Source organism: Neoalteromonas facilis (assembly GCF_002807665.1).
GTDB lineage: Bacteria > Pseudomonadota > Gammaproteobacteria > Enterobacterales > Alteromonadaceae > Alteromonas_E > Alteromonas_E facilis.
On record NZ_PEAY01000001.1, the window covers coordinates 1,010,480 to 1,026,984 of the forward strand.

Sequence of the window (16,505 nt, forward strand, 5' to 3'; positions counted from 1 at the left end):
TAAAAAAGGCAAGACCAACGTCTTGCCTTTCTTTTAACCAGTAACGTTTATTTTTGGCTATCAGTAATAAAATACGACAACTCTTTAATGCAATGGCGCAACACTGGGTTCAAACGTGTGTTCTTGCCATTCATAATGAATAACTCATGGGAAAATTTAAACAATTCTCCATTGGCAATCGGCACCAAACCTAAACTCGCGCCCTGCTCTTTACGCATATAATCGGGTAACAAGCCGACATATTCACCTGTCATTATGGCAGACATACACGCGTCGTAAGAATCAGAAAATGTCTGGATGGCTAACCGTCTTTCGTCTTCAATATAGTTCGCCGAAGACAAACCACTAATACCGATAGCAGCGTAATCTTCAATACGTATATCTTTAGGCAATGGGCAATCGCGGTATTTCGCTAGAGGATGCGTGGGAGCGCAGTACAAGCGCCCGTCACATGTGGTACCGGTTGGATGAAAGGTCACGGACTCAGGCTTAACCATATCATAGGTTGAAACGACTAAGTGACATTCACCAGATACAGCAACGTGCTCAACTTCATTGTACAAGCGAGTTTGAATATTGACGTGAATGTCGTCAAATTTCTTCATTGTACTCTTAACCGCTTTACTGATGGCTAATTGCATTGAAAGCGGCAGCCCTGCCATCATAACGATGGTGATATGGCCCGAGTAATCATCATGCAGACTTTTAAGGTTAAATACGAAGTTATCAAATGCGTTGAATATACGTTTGGTTTCCTGAAAAACCATCTCGCCTTCCTTGGTCATTTGAAAACCGCCACGCCCACGATGACAAAGTACTAAATCTAGGCGTTCTTCGAGCTTTTTAATCGCCGCACTAATATTGGGGCGTTGCATACGTAGCACGGGTTCAGCAGCAGTAAAGCCATTACAACTCGCGACGGCATAAAAAACCCGCAACAATTTAATGTCAGATTCCTGAAGACGGTTTAACATGGTGCACCATTTTTATAGGTATAGTTATTGATACGCTTTCTTATAGTAGGCAAGCCAGAACGCAAATACAACGGTTAATTTACGATAGCGCCACTATTTGTTTACGCAATTGCTCCACTTCGTCACGTAAACTTGCAGCTTTCTCAAATTCCAGCTCTCGCGCGTAGTTAAACATTTGCTTTTCTAGCTCTGCCACCTTGTCCATCAATTCCGTAGCTGTCATGGCTTTATAGGCTTTTTGTTTTTCAGCGACTTTACGCAATTTGATCTGGCCAGAGGCTGGATGTGCACTGTCACCAAGGTCCATGATATCGGTAATCGGCTTATTCAGTTTCATTGGTACAATATTGTGCGTTTTATTGTAAGCTTCCTGCTTCTCTCGACGTCGGTTGGTTTCGTCAATCGCTTTTTGCATGCTACCGGTGATCTTGTCAGCATACATGATTGCCTTACCATTAACGTGACGTGCCGCCCGCCCGATGGTTTGAATAAGCGACTTCTCGGCGCGTAGAAAACCTTCTTTGTCGGCATCAAGAATTGCCACGAGGGAAACCTCAGGCATATCCAAACCTTCCCGAAGCAAATTTATGCCAACCAATACATCAAATTTGCCAATGCGAAGATCACGAATAATTTCAATACGCTCAACAGTATCAATATCAGAATGCAAATAGCGTACTTTAACCCCGTGTTCATTGAGGTATTCGCTCAGATCTTCTGCCATTCGTTTAGTCAGAGTAGTGATCAGGACTCTTTCATCTTTTGCTACGCAGGCATGAATTTCAGACAGTACGTCATCCACTTGCGTAGCAACTGGGCGAATCTCAATTTGAGGGTCTAAGAGCCCCGTAGGTCTAACGACTTGCTCAACCACCTCATTATCGCATCGCTCTAATTCGTAATTACCCGGGGTTGCCGACACATATATCGTTTGCGGCGAGATATGTTCGAACTCTTCAAACTTTAGCGGTCGATTGTCCAAGGCAGAAGGCAGTCTAAACCCGTATTCAACCAAGGTTTCTTTACGTGATCGATCACCTTTGTACATCGCGCCAATTTGAGACACTGTGACGTGAGATTCATCGATAAACATCAACCCATCTGCTGGGAAATAATCCAGTAAAGTGGGAGGTGGTTCTCCTGGCGCTCTGCCAGACAAATAGCGAGAGTAGTTTTCGATCCCAGAGCAATAACCCAGTTCCAACATCATCTCTATATCAAACTGAGTTCGCTGACTGATCCGCTGCTCTTCTAATAATTTCTGATTTTCCTTCAATTGGGTTTTACGATCTTTTAACTCTTCTTTTATTTGGTCGATCGCATTGAGGATTTTTTCTCTCGGAGTAACGTAGTGTGTTTTAGGAAATACCGTAGTACGAATAACCTGCTTTTCAACCGCTCCGGTTAGAGGATCGAAGATACTGATCTTATCGATTTCTTCATCAAATAATTCCACGCGCACGGCGTGCTTATCTGAATCAGCAGGAAAGATATCGATGACATCACCACGTACGCGGAAATTACCACGCTCAAATGCAATGTCATTGCGTTTATATTGTAATTCAGCTAGCCGACGCAAAATATCACGCTGATCCATGGTGTCACCTTGGCGCAAGTGCAACAACATTTTCATGTATGATTGCGGATCACCCAAGCCGTATATCGCGGAAACGCTCGCAATAATGACGACATCTCGCCTTTCCATCAGTGCTTTGGTGGCTGACAAACGCATTTGTTCGATATGGTCGTTTATCGACGCGTCTTTCTCTATGAACGTATCCGTTGTCGGTACATAGGCTTCTGGCTGATAGTAATCGTAGTAAGAAACAAAATATTCGACGGCGTTGTTGGGGAAAAACTCTTTCATTTCACCATACAATTGAGCCGCTAGGGTTTTATTGTGGGCGAGTATTAACGTCGGCCTCTGAACCTGAGAAATAACGTTCGCCATGGTAAACGTCTTACCGGAGCCCGTTACCCCAAGCAGGGTTTGAGTTGCCAAACCATCTTCTAGGCCCTCAACCAACGCGCTAATCGCTTTGGGTTGATCACCTGCAGGTTTATAGTGCGATACGAGTTCAAATTCTTTGCTCATATTTATCCTTATGCCTGCTCTGCTAATGCCGCTTCCACATCTTTATGAATAGCGCGTTTGAACCACACATACGAAACCACCGCCATCAATAGGTTCGCGATAACGCAGCCCCAGAATAAGCCTTCAAGCTGATAAAGGAGACTACCTAAAAAGGCCAGCGGCACGAAAAAGACAAATAATCGGATAACACTGAGTATCAATGCCGCCATTGGTTTATGCATGGCATTAAATGACGAGTTAGTCAGAATAATGATCCCCTGAAGTCCGTAACCCAATGGCACTATCATTAAAAACAGTTGGATGAGCCCCGCAACATAGGCATCGTCGGTAAAAATTTGAGCAATCCAAGGTGATACAACCCACATGATCGCAAAAACGCCTAATTGCCACATCATCACAAACTTGATACTCATACTGTATGCATCTCTTACTCGATCAAGTTTTTGCGCCCCAAAATTTTGACTTATTAATGGCGGCAATGACATCGACATAGATAACACGACAATACAGGCGATGGACTCCAGTCGATTGCCGACTCCCCATGCCGCAACCGCTCCAGCACCATAGGCTGACACAATTTTGGTTAACACACCGCCCGCTATGGGCGTTAGCATATTGGCTCCTGCAGCCGGCAAGCCAATGCGCAATATATTCGTACTGGTAAAACGCAGTTCGTCCAAAGTCAAAAGACGGGGCAACATAAGTTGGCGTTTAATCGCCAATAAATACAAAATCCAAAACACACCTACAGCCCAAGCAATCATAGTTGCGATAGCCGCTCCCTGGATACCCATGGCTGGAATAGGTCCCATTCCGAAAATCAAAATAGGATCTAAAAGTGCGTTTATTCCGCCACCTGCTGCCATAATTATACTCGGTGTTTTGGTATCACCGGAGGCTCTAAGAACGCTATTCCCCACCATCGGCAAGGCAAGAAAGACTCCAGCGGCATACCAAACAACCATATAGTCTCGGATGTAAGGCATTAAGTCGGGAGTTGCCCCCAGAAAATGGAAAATTGGATCAATCGTGAAAATGCCAATAATGGCTAGTACGCCAACCATCAGCGTCGCCAACATCAGCGCCCCGGTAGCGAACTCCTTAGCGTGTGTAGTATCACCACTCCCCAAATAGCGCCCTATAATGGCAGATGTTCCGATGCCCAAACCGATATTCAAGCTAATTAGCGTAAAGGTTACAGGGAAGGTGAAACTAATAGCCGCAAGCGGCTCTGTACCTAATAAACTAACAAAAAATGTATCGACTAAACCGAACGTCATCAGCATGATCATGCCTAAAATCATTGGCATCGTCATTTTTTTGAGAGTATAGGCTATGTCGCCTTCGAGCATACTTGCTTGGCTTTTTTGCGTTTTTAAGGTCACTGTAATTCTCTTTAAGCCTACCAGATTTGGCAGTGGCGATATGGTACCAACAAAGTCCACATCACATTAGTTTATTTTGCACTTATACATGTCAATTGAGTGACCTGAATTTACAAGGCACCTGCGTATTTGTCCTGTCATATACGTTCAATCGACGACTAAAGCTGTTTAACGCACTGTCAAAAGCATGACGCAAGGTTTGGCATAGCCCTATTGAATACTGGAAAAATTCAACAAAAACAGTACCGTCTGCTTAATTAACACACAGGTAAATTTTGCAATAATTGATCCGAGAAATATGATCAACACATATTTTCAATCAAACATACAACCTATTGTTTTTTAGTTAAATTTTTATAACTTCTATTCTTTTGCCAAACTATTCATTGACTTTATTTACTAAATTTTGTGGATATGACCTGAACGGTTATTCACACATTTATCCACAGATTTAGTGGATAACTAACCAACCCCAATAAAACCGCCATGTTAATGGCAATTGGTTAAAATTTAGGTAAGTCATCACTAACCTTTATTTGCGCATTGGTTCATTACACTTTTGTTAAACACTGAACACACGTACAGTGGTCAAAGTATTTTTAATAACTTTTAGTTAGATTACAAATTTAAAATGTAAAAAAACGTAATTAGTAGTACTTTTAATAAGATGCGGGATCTGTGTGAGTTGTACAAAAAAAGTACATATACATTTTATTTAAAAAATAGCGCAGACAAATGTTGACACCAACCCGCTAGCTCATTAATATTCGCGTCCGTTGAAAAGCAGGTCCCCCTTAGCTCAGTTGGTTAGAGCGACGGACTGTTAATCCGCAGGTCCCCCGTTCAAATCGGGGAGGGGGAGCCACTTTTCAAACACAAAACTGTTCCCCCTTAGCTCAGTTGGTTAGAGCGACGGACTGTTAATCCGCAGGTCCCCCGTTCAAGTCGGGGAGGGGGAGCCACTTTTGTGTGCTCCGCAAGACTTTCTGAATAACCATATATTTATCAAGTTGTTAATTGTTGCGTAAACAGCGATAATTATATCTCGCTTTAGTCGCATACATTTGCCACTCGGCAATCGAAACGCAAGACGCTTAACACATGACAGAATTTTTCTTACTGCTCGTCAGTACAGTGCTGGTTAATAATTTTGTACTAGTTAAATTTCTAGGACTTTGCCCTTTTATGGGCGTGTCGAGTAAATTAGAAACCGCGATTGGTATGTCCATGGCCACCACATTTGTGCTGACCTTAGCTTCTATGTCGTCTTACTTAGTTGAAACCTACATTCTGACGCCACTGGATATCAATTACCTCAGAACATTAAGCTTTATTTTGGTGATTGCTGTGGTCGTGCAGTTCACCGAAATGGTGGTGCATAAAACAAGTCCCACCCTTTACAGGCTACTTGGGATTTTCCTGCCTTTGATCACGACAAACTGTGCGGTATTGGGAGTGGCATTATTAAACATCACCGAGCAGCATACGTTTATGCAATCTATTTTCTATGGTTTTGGTGCTGCAGTGGGCTTTTCACTTGTACTTATCATGTTTGCCGCTATGCGCGAACGCTTGGCAGCTGCAGATGTCCCCTTACCGTTCAAAGGAGCGGCGATTGGCATGATAACAGCAGGTTTAATGTCTTTGGCTTTCATGGGCTTTATAGGATTGGTTAAATTCTGATGTCATTATTTGGCGCAATCATCGCAATCGGTATTTTAGCGCTTCTATTTGGCGCGGTACTCGGCTACGCAGCAATCCGTTTCAAGGTTGAAGGCGATCCATTGGTTGAGCAAATTGACAGTATTCTTCCACAAACACAGTGTGGGCAATGTGGCTATCCCGGTTGTAAACCCTATGCTGAAGCCATTGCCAATGGTGATGAAATTAATAAGTGCCCTCCCGGTGGCGAATCGACAATAAAGAAAATAGCAGACTTAATGGGTGTAGAAGCAAAACCACTTGATTCCGCCCACGGCGTCGAAGATGTCAAAAAAGTAGCCTTCATTCGTGAAGATGAATGCATCGGATGCACAAAATGCATCCAAGCATGCCCGGTCGACGCAATACTGGGTGCAGCCAAACAAATGCACACCGTAATCATCGATGAATGTACTGGTTGTGATCTATGTGTTGATCCCTGCCCTGTTGACTGTATCGACATGGTGCCGGTGAAACCGACGGCCCAATCCTGGAGTTGGGATCTAAATAAAACTGCAGCAAACGCAATCCCAGTTAAAATGGTTTCATAATGGCGATTACACCTCTTTACGACGACATTATTGCAAAGATAACGCACGGCGAACTCTGGCAGTTCCCGGGTGGCGTTCACCCACCACAACAAAAATCATTGAGTAATTCACAAGCAATTTCTACGCTACCTTTACCGGATATTTTTTACATCCCGATAAAGCAGCACAGTGGCGTTGAAGGTGAGTTGTGTATCAATATTGGTGATCATGTACTTAAGGGGCAAGCGCTGACACGTGCTGTGTTACCGTTTTCTGTGCCAGTTCATGCACCGAGTTCAGGTGTTATCACCGATATCGGCGAACATACCAGTGCGCATCCTTCTGGTATGCCTGAGTTAACCATCACTTTGCAGCCTGATGGCAAAGACACATGGATTGAACCTCAACCGGTTAGCCAATATCAGTCTTTAGAAAAATCTAAATTAGTAGAGATTATTTGTGATGCAGGCATTGCTGGGTTAGGCGGGGCTGGGTTTCCTAGCCATATTAAAGCTAACTCACAAAAGCCGGTTGAATTCCTGATCATCAACGGTATTGAGTGTGAACCTTACATTACGTCTGATGACAGGCTAATGCGTGAACACGCCTGGCAAATTCGTCAAGGTATCGAAGTACTGTCTCACCTACTGGAACCTAAATGTATACTGGTAGCAATAGAAGATAACAAGCCTGACGCCATTAATGCGCTTACCATTGCATGCCAGGATAATGATCGTATTCGCGTCGTATCTGTTCCAACCAAGTATCCTGCCGGTGGCGAAAAGCAATTGATACAAGTCCTGACCGGTAGAGAAGTACCTCGCAGAGGACTACCTGGAGACATTGGCTGCGTGATGTTCAATGTCGGTACTTGCTACGCAATTGCCGATACCGTTTTTTCTGGCAAGCCGCTGATAGAACGTGTGGTAACGCTTACTGGTAACGCCTTAAAAGAACCCCAAAATGTGTGGGCATTGTTAGGTACACCCGTATCACACTTACTCGCTCATGCGGGTTACAAGCCCCATCTACAGCAATCCCAAAGAGTGATTATGGGCGGCCCAATGATGGGCTTTACCTTAACCAGTTTAGACACGCCCGTCGTCAAAATAACAAACTGCTTATTGGTGCCCGAAAAAGCCGAATTAACCGAGCCTGACGCAGAGAGAAACTGTATACGTTGTGGTTATTGCACCGATGCGTGCCCTGCTAGCCTGCTCCCTCAACAACTGTTTTGGTACAGTAAATCCAAAGAGTATGACAAAGCACAAGAATACAATCTTTTTGATTGCATTGAGTGTGGTGCATGTGCGTATGTTTGCCCCAGTGAGATCCCGCTTGTTCATTACTACAGGGTGGCAAAGGCCGATATTCGTAACCAACAGGAGGCTGACGATAAGTCAGAAAAGGCTAAACAACGCTTTGAAGCGCGCAAAGCCCGCTTGCTTGAAGAAAAGAGACTTAGAGAAGAAAAACACCGTTTAGCTGCGGAGCAACGCAAGCAAGCCCTTGAAAACAATTCAGGTAGCGATGCGAAAGATAAAATTGCAGCGGCATTGGCGAGAGCCAAAGCGAAAAAATCGCAAACAGAAGCACCTGTTGAATCAGACAATTCCGAAAGCAAGCAATCAAAAGTCGCAGCCGCTATCGCCAGAGCGAAGGCGAAGAAACAAGCATTAGCGGAAGAGACTAAAGCCAACGCCCCAAGCACTGAAGCATTGGAAACCGATGAAGTAAGTGAGCGCCAAGCAAAAGTCAAAGCTGCAGTAGCAAGAGCTAAAGCAAAAAAACAAGCAGCCGAAACGGCTACAACAAAAGCTGAAACATCAGCATCAACAAATGATGAAGCAAGCGAGCGACAAGCAAAAGTTAAAGCTGCAGTAGCCAGGGCTAAGGCCAAAAAACAAGCAGCCGACGTGGAAACAGTAAAAGCTGAAACTCCAGCATCATCAAGCGATGCAGCAAACGAGCGCCAAGCAAAAGTCAAAGCGGCCGTTGCAAAAGCTAAGGCCAAAAAACAAGCAGCCGAAGCGGAAACAGTAAAAGCTGAAACCGGTGACTCTGCTTCACCAAAGGCTAGTGATCAAGATAAAAAAGAAAAAATTGCTCGCGCTATCGCCAAAGCCAAGGCGAAAAAAGACGCTGCACAAAACAAAAGTACAGACTCATGAAACTAACCTTAACTAGTTCTCCACATCAACATATTAGAAGAGACACCGGTCAAGTCATGCGACTTGTGTGCTATGCCGCACTACCAGGGATCATCGCGCAAAGCATATTTTTTGGTTGGGGCGTTTTGGTACAGCTTATTCTTGCGATCGCCACGGTTGTATTAGCAGAAGCGGTAGTTCTGAAGCTTCGCAACAAGCCGGTAAAACGAACATTAGCAGATTACAGCGCTGTACTGACCGGGCTGCTGTTGGCGATAAGCATCCCCCCATTGGCTCCATGGTGGGTAATAGTTATAGGATGTATTTTCGCCATTGTTGTGGTTAAACAGCTCTATGGCGGCTTAGGCTTCAATATGTTTAACCCCGCTATGGCGGCTTATATCATGCTACTCATTAGCTTCCCGGTGCAAATGAGTAACTGGCTCCCTCCTCAGTCCCTCGCATATGAAAGCGTATCCTTAGTTGATGCCATCGCCGTTGTGTTTACTCAATTCACCGTTGAAGGATACGATATTGCGCAACTGCAAACGGGCATAGACGGTGTTTCAATGGCAACACCGCTTGATCATGTTAAAACAGCAGTAATGTCCGGCAATACTTATACTGAAGCGTTATCTTCGTCCATCTTCATGGGCAGCGCTGGTGCGGGCTGGCTCTGGGTAAGTATTGCCTACCTGCTTGGTGGGATAGTGTTATTACAACAACGTATCATCACATGGCACATTCCTGTTAGTCTCTTGGCCGCTGTTGCACTGGTTAGCTTATTTTTCTACACCATATCACCTGATATTCACCCATCCCCCTTGTTTCATTTGTTGAATGGCAGTGCGGTTGTGGGGGCATTCTTTATTGCGACCGATCCTGTATCCGCGAGTACAACACCGAAAGGCCGCTTAGTTTTTGGCGCTATGATTGGATTTTGGATCGTTATTATTCGCTTATTTGGCAACTACCCAGATGCTGTTGCCTTTGCTGTGGTTATTATGAATATGGCCGTTCCGCTGATTGATTATTATACTCAGCCCAGAACATACGGCCATAAGGCATAAAGGGACGAGCATGCTGAATAGTGTATCTAAGAACGGTGCTATCCTCTGTGGTTTTGCGATTGTAACGACAGCTGCCATCGTACTGACTTATCAAGGTACCAAGGAGAAAATAGCACAGCAACGGCTCTCCCTGTTACAGGCCACTTTACAACAAGTAATGCCAAAGCATTACCATGACAATGACCTTACGCAGACATGCGCTCTTGTCCAACATGAAGATCTTGCAAAGAGCGGAATGCAACGTATCTATCGCGCGGAACTAGGCGGCAAGCCAACTGGCTTCGTGTTAGAAACAACCGCGCCAAATGGCTATAGCGGCAATATTCACATGCTAGTGGGTGTTACGCTTGAAGGTACGGTAACTGGTGTAAGAGTATTAGATCATAAAGAAACACCCGGGCTCGGTGATAAAATAGACTTGCGTATCAGCGATTGGATTTTGTCCTTTGCAGGTAAACAGGTCAGTGATGAAACCGTAAGTCAATGGGGAGTGAAAAAAGATGGTGGCCAGTTTGACCAGTTTACAGGCGCTACCATCACGCCCCGAGCTGTGGTTAACCAAGTTGAAAAAGCCGCACTAAGCGCACTAGGCAATAGTCAAGAATGGCTTAACTTACCTGTAGACTGTGCCGATACTGAGGGAGTATCAGATGAGTAACCAAGCCGCGCAGGAACTAAAAGACCTGACCTTACAAGGGTTGTGGAAGAATAACCCGGCACTGGTTCAGTTGCTTGGTCTATGTCCTTTATTGGCTGTCACAGCGACTGTTACCAATGGTTTAGGTCTAGGCCTTGCCACTACGCTTGTATTAATAGGCTCCAACATAACCGTTTCAGTGGTTCGTAACGTCGTGCCAAATGAAATCAGGATCCCCATTTTCGTTATGGTGATTGCTGCATTCGTAACCGTAGTTGAACTGTTAATGAATGCCTTTACCTACGAACTTTATTTAGCATTAGGGATTTTCATTCCTTTAATCGTGACGAATTGCGCGATTATTGGTCGAGCAGAAGCCTATGCCTCTAAAAACTCCGTAGGATACGCCGCGTATGATGGTTTATCCATGGGGGTCGGGTTTACGGCAGTATTGGTTACATTAGGTGCAGTACGCGAGTTACTCGGCAATGGTACCCTACTTTCAGGAGCTGAATTATTGCTGGGTGATTGGGCAAAGGTTCTCAAAATCACCGTATTTACTACCGATAGCCCGTTCTTATTGGCTATTTTGCCGCCTGGGGCGTTTCTCGCGATGGGCTTTATCATCGCTGGGAAAAATGCACTTGATAGTCATCTCGCCCGCCGTCAACCACAAGAAACCAAAACCGTTGAACGTGCACGCGTTACCGCGGAATAAAAACAATTAAATATTGCTATGAATAACCAAAAACGCGTTGAAATATTAACCCGGTTACGTGATGCGAATCCTCACCCAACCACAGAATTAAATTTTTCTACTCCTTTTGAATTGCTTGTCGCGGTTACACTTTCTGCACAGGCAACGGACGTAGGCGTCAATAAGGCAACGGACAAACTGTTTCCCGTCGCCAATACACCTGAAGCTATATATGCGCTCGGAGTGGAAGGACTGAAAAGCTATATCAAAACCATTGGGTTATTTAATTCAAAAGCCGAGAACGTGATTAAGGCCTGTAAAATCTTAATTGAACAACACAATTCTCAAGTTCCTGAAGACCGAGAAGCGTTAGAAGCGCTCCCTGGCGTTGGCCGTAAAACTGCAAACGTAGTGCTCAATACAGCGTTTGGCTGGCCCACGATCGCTGTCGACACACATATTTTCCGTGTCAGTAATCGTACAAAGTTTGCCATGGGTAAAAATGTCGATCAGGTCGAACAAAAACTGCTTAAAGTCGTTCCGAAAGAATTCAAAGTCGATGTTCACCACTGGCTGATCCTGCACGGTCGCTACACCTGCATCGCCCGCAAACCTCGTTGTGGTTCTTGTATTATTGAAGACTTGTGCGAGTTTAAAGAAAAAACAGAGTAGCTAAAGTCTGCTGCGAGAGTTACAGAGACTGTTGGTACCATTAACTACTGCTGCTTTAGTTTTCCCAAACGGTCTTTCAGGTAACATTTTGTATAGTGTCTCTGAATGACATCTATAATCTTTTGATATTCTTAATTTGCAAAGCTAGTGCTGCTGACTACAAGTCAAGTTACAGATATTAAGACCATCTTTAACATCTAGTATTCCTATGAATGTTTATAATTGTAATTATCTGTATCAAGGATTTAAAAGAACTCATTTACAGAAACTCTGAGGGTGCCTTTATACCGTTGTTATTTAACCCTTAGGGATGTAACACCAAACTTTCTAAGTCATAGGTTAATTGCTTTACACTACTCTTACTTCCATATGAATTAGTCAAACTAACAGCTACAGTCCCTTGATCAAGTAGGATTTGAAAAAAGCTACTCGCTCCTGGTTGTGAGCCACTATGAGAAATAATTCGTCCAAGCTCCTTATGATGATAAACTGACCATCCAAATCCATACGGATTATCACCTACGATGTGAGATAAAGACCGAGTGGTATCTATCATTTCCGCTAGCGATTCTTTTTGAATAATTTTACTCTCTAGTACAGCTTGCCCAAATCGCAATAAGTCTATAGCGGTTGACTCCACGCCTCCCGCAGGATAAATAATGCTTAAGTTCGTTTTGGGGCTCTTGATAAACCAACCTGCAACGTTTAGATATAATTTTGATTTATCCGCTTTATAATGAACTCGTTCTAATGCGGTATGATTCATCCCCGCCGGGGACCAAATGTTTTCACGCATGTATTCTTCAAAGCTCTGTTTAGACACAACTTCGATCACCCTGCCTAATAGCGTATAACCAAATGACGAATATTCATAACCACTGCCCGGCGCAAATTGTACACCTTTGTGGAAAATGTATTCAGCTGCTGACTCGAGATTAGGATATTGAGTAAATGACATTGCGTCTAACGCGCTTGAATAATGAGGCACACCAGAAGTATGATTTAACAACTGTCCAATAGTGATGTTGGCATGACTTTCGGGAGCAGTATTCAGATGCTTTGATAAAGTATCGGTTAGTTGTAGTAGCCCTTTTTCCTTTAATTGCATTACCGCCAAAGCAGTCATTGGCTTAGTAATTGAAGCTATTCTGGTAACTGTGTTTAATTCAAACTCTACTTCCTGCCCCTTATCACTATAGCCAAATGCCGTCACTATCAAGCCACAGTTCTGACTATAAACACCAGCACTCCCCCCCAAAAGCTGCGCATTTGAAACAAAGGTCGCTATCAGTTTATTAGAAGGTTCCCGATCACAACCTAGGTGATTGAGCACTTTAACGTTTGCGTCATTATTTCGATACGATGGACTAACTAAGCTAGTGTCATTTAACCAATACGTTATTACCGCCAGTAACAAAAGAGTAAATATCCACTTAAACAAACACTTACCCCCTAATTTTATTATGCATTAAGTTTGGTATCAGATTTTCGTAATAGCTGTCTTTTGGCATATTGGGCGAGATACCAATTATGTTGCCTTCGGGAGAGAAGTGAAACAACATTTGAGACGAATCTGTACGGCCTTTCAGTTCAAATTTTTCAGGTGATATAGGGTTAAGTGCAAAACTAAATTTCCCCTCTTGCATGACAAACAAGAGGCCATTGTCTATTGATACTTCTATAGTATTACCGTCATTTGCTTGGTATTGGCCTTCGTAAGATTGTAAGGCTTTGTTATCAATTGCGTAAGATGGTTGAAAATCTAGCTCAATCAATTGAGAAATATTGTATTTGATTAAATCAGGCTGTTCGCGGTAAATAGGATAGATATCGACGGCCGCTAACAACTCTTTATCTTTAGTCATATCCTCGACTGACATATCAGCCTTATGCTTTTCACCAACCAGGCGTGCAAAATTGCTTAGGGTTTCACCAGCCAATTTTAGTTCTTCACGCTGACTAAATAGTTTTAAGTCTTTGTGTCCCGAAACAATCAATGTTTTGTCATTAGCGATATTAAAGGCTTGCTCAAAGCCTTTTAAGTGTCCTTGTACTCCGTGATATCCAGTGTAAACCAGCTTATTAGTTCGAAAAGCATCACCCAAAAGCATTACATTACTCTTTTCCAAATATACAATTGTTTGAGCGTTGTTATGCGCTAATGTGTGATAAGCAGTAAGCAACTCATCACCAAATGACATTGAAAAGTAATCACCAAACGCAATGTCTATGCTCGCTTGAGTGTATTTAAGTGCTTTATGGCCAATTGATATCGCCCCGCGCTCTCTAAAATACTCGTTAGCATGATAGTGAAAGTAGTCTGAAGCAGGATTGAAAACATGAGTGACGGGCTTATTTGTTAAATCCGTTATTTTGGCTTCTATACTTGGCGCCACAGGTTCCATCTGAGCAGTGATTAAAAGAACGCCTTTATCACCTATAACAATCGCGCTGTTAATAACTGACGTTTCACTGTAAGCCGCTGATAACACATAAACCCGCTCTGTAATTTTTTCAGATGTAATGTCAAATTGCTCAATTTCTGTTTGCGTTCTAGCCAATGAGTAGGCCGATTGCGCCAATAGAAACAACAATATTATAAGGAGAGCATTATTCTTCATCATATTTTATCCATTTAAGAATTAGCATGGTGGGCATGTGTTCGGTTCCAACTAGGCAAAAACCTAAAATAATTGCATTAAATAAGCGTATTTATGGCTCACTCATGGTATTTGCGGATTACAGCAACTTTTCCATTTTCCATCTCAAACACTTCCATCATTGTTCTAGTGTATTCAATGGACTGATTGTTCTGTCGGTGTATCCCCTTAGCATAGTGTTTATATCTAATAGCTATTGCTGATTGATTAAACGCAAAACGTTGATTAGTTCAGCTATGTATTCGGAATGAGCGCCAAGATAAAAAGTCATGCCTCTGCGTTTAGCTTCTCGCGCTGTTAACTTCGACGGAAAATATAACAAGTACCTTAAGAAACAACCTTTTCATGATGAATTACCTTCATTGTGCGTTTAATTTCTATGACGATAGCTTATTGACTTAAACGCTAATCAAAAACTATCGTCAATTTAGCCATAACGGCCAGTAAGATTGGTTGAATATTGATGCCGCTCAACGATCTATAGGAAAGCCGGTAAAATGTGTTTTGTAATTTGGTCAAAAATGACGTCTTCTCTGTCTTGGCCAGTAATGACTATTACTAAGTCAAGTTCGTTGACTACGATTATGCGGTTTCCACCTGCTCCCCAAGCAAAATTTACGTTGTAGTTTCTATTCTTTAAAGCGATGTCAGTCTGGTACCATAAATAGCCATAATTAAAACTCTCTGGCATCCAACTTTCGGTTGGTTTTATTATCTCACCGAAAGCTGCTAGCAAATACTCTTCAGAAAGAAACTTTTCATTATTTAAGCTCCCCTTGTTGGCAAGCATATGGCCAATTTTAAGCATGTCACGAGAAGTCAAATCGAGGCCACTTTCTGCTATCGGCATTTCTTGAGGATCCAATTGCCACTCGTAGTCGGTTATACCCATCTTGTTAAAGAATTCATGTTGGACAAACTCTTTAGCTGTTCCTGGAACAACAACATTTATTAGGTGCATAGCTAAAATAGGATCAGGTGCTTGATACTTGTATGTCTGCGATTGCCTTGTTATCGGCTGAGTTTTTTCAAAAAAGGCTTGAATTTGAGTTGTTCCCGAGTACTTTTCTCGGTTCTCTCTAAAATCTTTTAAATGCTCATCACTAAATCGAAGACCCGAACTCATGGACAACACATGGTGTAGAGTAACGAGTTCTGTACCGGCAGCCAATTTGCTGGTATCTACGTCCTTGAAAAAGCTCACTAAAGGCTTGTTCAAATCAGACATGGATAAATAACCAAGCTGTATAGCTCTAGCAATGACTAAACTAGTAAAACCTTTGGTCGCAGAGAATTGAAAATGAGGTAAATCTACTCGTCCACTATTGAAATAAGACTCGAGCAATAGCTTACCTTTATGGCTGATAAGAAAACTGTCATATTTTCCATGCTTATTTTCAGCTAACTCTTTAGCTAACTTTAAAATAGGAGTTTTCTTACCACCATCAATACCAAGCTTTCCTACCTTTATGTTGTCTGCTAATTTTTCTGGCGAAGTATTGATAAATGCCTTTTCTAGAGGTGGCATATCCCAAAATGACATTTCTGTTTCTTCTAGTGAGGCTCTTGGAGCCCTAAGCTCTGTTTCATTTGCCCCTCCCTCAAACGATACAAATATGATCAATGCGGTTAGTAATTTAGCTCGATAATTTGCGAACATGTTAACTCCTATAAAATCGAAAAATTTTATGCGTTTTAAAACTTATTTTTGATTACAAAAAATTCGTCACCAGAACGCAATTAAAGTATCCACAAGGTATATTTGAACTGTGCTTTACCCAACTTAAATCACATTAAATGTTATTAAATCCTTTTTAAGACACTGACTTTAATAGGTTTTGAAGGTTTTTTATCCAGATGCAATAAGGTGTCGTTTGCATAAAGTAAAAAGTAAAAGGCAATTTGTATTGTTCAGTTATAATCCATTGCAGTAG

Annotated in this window: 13 protein-coding genes, 2 tRNA genes and 1 pseudogene; 9 read left to right on the forward strand and 7 right to left on the reverse strand. The window is 42.7% G+C overall.

The features are described 5' to 3' along the window. Positions 1–47: 47 nt before the first annotated feature. The 3 genes from CSH93_RS04570 to CSH93_RS04580 all read right to left on the reverse strand — a co-directional run bounded on the left by CSH93_RS04570 (position 48) and on the right by CSH93_RS04580 (position 4,421). The gene (locus tag CSH93_RS04570) at positions 48–974 is read right to left on the reverse strand and encodes a LysR family transcriptional regulator (protein WP_100642008.1); all 927 of its coding nucleotides are present in this window, start codon (positions 972–974) and stop codon (positions 48–50) included. A 79-nt stretch (positions 975–1,053) separates the two neighbouring features. Then, complete coding sequence (gene uvrB / locus CSH93_RS04575) at positions 1,054–3,069, reverse strand: excinuclease ABC subunit UvrB (RefSeq protein ID WP_100642009.1); 2,016 nt, start codon at positions 3,067–3,069, stop codon at positions 1,054–1,056. An 8-nt stretch (positions 3,070–3,077) separates the two neighbouring features. Then, a complete protein-coding gene (locus tag CSH93_RS04580) occupies positions 3,078–4,421 on the reverse strand; it encodes an MATE family efflux transporter (protein ID WP_100642340.1) in 1,344 nt (447 codons plus the stop codon). A gap of 821 nt (positions 4,422–5,242) precedes the next feature. On the opposite strand from CSH93_RS04580, the gene CSH93_RS04585 reads away from it, so the two are divergent. The 9 genes from CSH93_RS04585 to nth all read left to right on the forward strand — a co-directional run bounded on the left by CSH93_RS04585 (position 5,243) and on the right by nth (position 11,911). Beyond that, positions 5,243–5,319 (forward strand) — tRNA-Asn (locus tag CSH93_RS04585). Between the two features lie 20 nt (positions 5,320–5,339). Further along, a tRNA-Asn gene (locus CSH93_RS04590) sits at positions 5,340–5,416 on the forward strand. A 139-nt stretch (positions 5,417–5,555) separates the two neighbouring features. Then, positions 5,556–6,137, forward strand: coding sequence for an electron transport complex subunit RsxA (gene rsxA, locus CSH93_RS04595; RefSeq protein ID WP_100642010.1), 582 nt, complete (start codon positions 5,556–5,558; stop codon positions 6,135–6,137). Continuing rightward, positions 6,137–6,706: an electron transport complex subunit RsxB gene (gene rsxB, locus CSH93_RS04600; RefSeq protein WP_100642011.1), complete on the forward strand. Its 570-nt coding sequence runs from the start codon at positions 6,137–6,139 to the stop codon at positions 6,704–6,706. The genes rsxA and rsxB overlap by 1 nt, the downstream gene beginning before the upstream one ends. After that, the gene (rsxC, locus tag CSH93_RS04605; protein WP_100642012.1) at positions 6,706–8,856 is read left to right on the forward strand and encodes an electron transport complex subunit RsxC; all 2,151 of its coding nucleotides are present in this window, start codon (positions 6,706–6,708) and stop codon (positions 8,854–8,856) included. The genes rsxB and rsxC overlap by 1 nt, the downstream gene beginning before the upstream one ends. Further along, entirely contained in the window at positions 8,853–9,905 is a 1,053-nt protein-coding gene (rsxD, locus tag CSH93_RS04610; protein WP_100642013.1) for an electron transport complex subunit RsxD, read from the forward strand. Before rsxC ends, rsxD begins: the two co-directional genes overlap by 4 nt. A 10-nt stretch (positions 9,906–9,915) precedes the next feature. After that, on the forward strand, positions 9,916–10,563 hold the full coding sequence (rsxG, locus tag CSH93_RS04615; RefSeq protein ID WP_100642014.1) for an electron transport complex subunit RsxG: 648 nt from the start codon (positions 9,916–9,918) through the stop codon (positions 10,561–10,563). Beyond that, on the forward strand, positions 10,556–11,260 hold the full coding sequence (locus CSH93_RS04620; protein WP_100642015.1) for an electron transport complex subunit E: 705 nt from the start codon (positions 10,556–10,558) through the stop codon (positions 11,258–11,260). Before rsxG ends, CSH93_RS04620 begins: the two co-directional genes overlap by 8 nt. A gap of 18 nt (positions 11,261–11,278) precedes the next feature. Beyond that, positions 11,279–11,911 carry an endonuclease III gene (gene nth, locus CSH93_RS04625; RefSeq protein ID WP_100642016.1) on the forward strand — a complete coding sequence of 211 codons (633 nt, stop codon included), beginning with the start codon at positions 11,279–11,281 and terminating at the stop codon, positions 11,909–11,911. Positions 11,912–12,215: 304 nt separating this feature from the next. Here nth and CSH93_RS04630 read toward each other — a convergent pair whose 3' ends face one another. From CSH93_RS04630 to CSH93_RS04645, 4 genes and pseudogenes are all read right to left on the reverse strand, one after another. Continuing rightward, complete coding sequence (locus tag CSH93_RS04630) at positions 12,216–13,352, reverse strand: serine hydrolase domain-containing protein (protein ID WP_164078294.1); 1,137 nt, start codon at positions 13,350–13,352, stop codon at positions 12,216–12,218. Between the two features lie 4 nt (positions 13,353–13,356). Next, positions 13,357–14,472: an MBL fold metallo-hydrolase gene (locus tag CSH93_RS04635; protein ID WP_164078295.1), complete on the reverse strand. Its 1,116-nt coding sequence runs from the start codon at positions 14,470–14,472 to the stop codon at positions 13,357–13,359. A 158-nt stretch (positions 14,473–14,630) separates the two neighbouring features. Beyond that, positions 14,631–14,851 (reverse strand): annotated as a pseudogene (locus CSH93_RS18075) (nuclear transport factor 2 family protein); the annotation flags it as partial. A 198-nt stretch (positions 14,852–15,049) separates the two neighbouring features. Next, positions 15,050–16,231, reverse strand: coding sequence for a serine hydrolase domain-containing protein (locus CSH93_RS04645; protein WP_100642019.1), 1,182 nt, complete (start codon positions 16,229–16,231; stop codon positions 15,050–15,052). Positions 16,232–16,505 lie beyond the last annotated feature (274 nt).

What these genes read in the sequence shown, in the direction of transcription:
- CSH93_RS04570 (WP_100642008.1), bottom strand. Translation starts at nt 974, where the DNA reads ATGTTAAACCGTCTTCAGGAATCTGACATTAAATTGTTGCGGGTTTTT.
- uvrB (WP_100642009.1), bottom strand. Translation starts at nt 3,069, where the DNA reads ATGAGCAAAGAATTTGAACTCGTATCGCACTATAAACCTGCAGGTGAT.
- CSH93_RS04580 (WP_100642340.1), bottom strand. Translation starts at nt 4,421, where the DNA reads ATGCTCGAAGGCGACATAGCCTATACTCTCAAAAAAATGACGATGCCA.
- rsxA (WP_100642010.1), top strand. Translation starts at nt 5,556, where the DNA reads ATGACAGAATTTTTCTTACTGCTCGTCAGTACAGTGCTGGTTAATAAT.
- rsxB (WP_100642011.1), top strand. Translation starts at nt 6,137, where the DNA reads ATGTCATTATTTGGCGCAATCATCGCAATCGGTATTTTAGCGCTTCTA.
- rsxC (WP_100642012.1), top strand. Translation starts at nt 6,706, where the DNA reads ATGGCGATTACACCTCTTTACGACGACATTATTGCAAAGATAACGCAC.
- rsxD (WP_100642013.1), top strand. Translation starts at nt 8,853, where the DNA reads ATGAAACTAACCTTAACTAGTTCTCCACATCAACATATTAGAAGAGAC.
- rsxG (WP_100642014.1), top strand. Translation starts at nt 9,916, where the DNA reads ATGCTGAATAGTGTATCTAAGAACGGTGCTATCCTCTGTGGTTTTGCG.
- CSH93_RS04620 (WP_100642015.1), top strand. Translation starts at nt 10,556, where the DNA reads ATGAGTAACCAAGCCGCGCAGGAACTAAAAGACCTGACCTTACAAGGG.
- nth (WP_100642016.1), top strand. Translation starts at nt 11,279, where the DNA reads ATGAATAACCAAAAACGCGTTGAAATATTAACCCGGTTACGTGATGCG.
- CSH93_RS04645 (WP_100642019.1), bottom strand. Translation starts at nt 16,231, where the DNA reads ATGTTCGCAAATTATCGAGCTAAATTACTAACCGCATTGATCATATTT.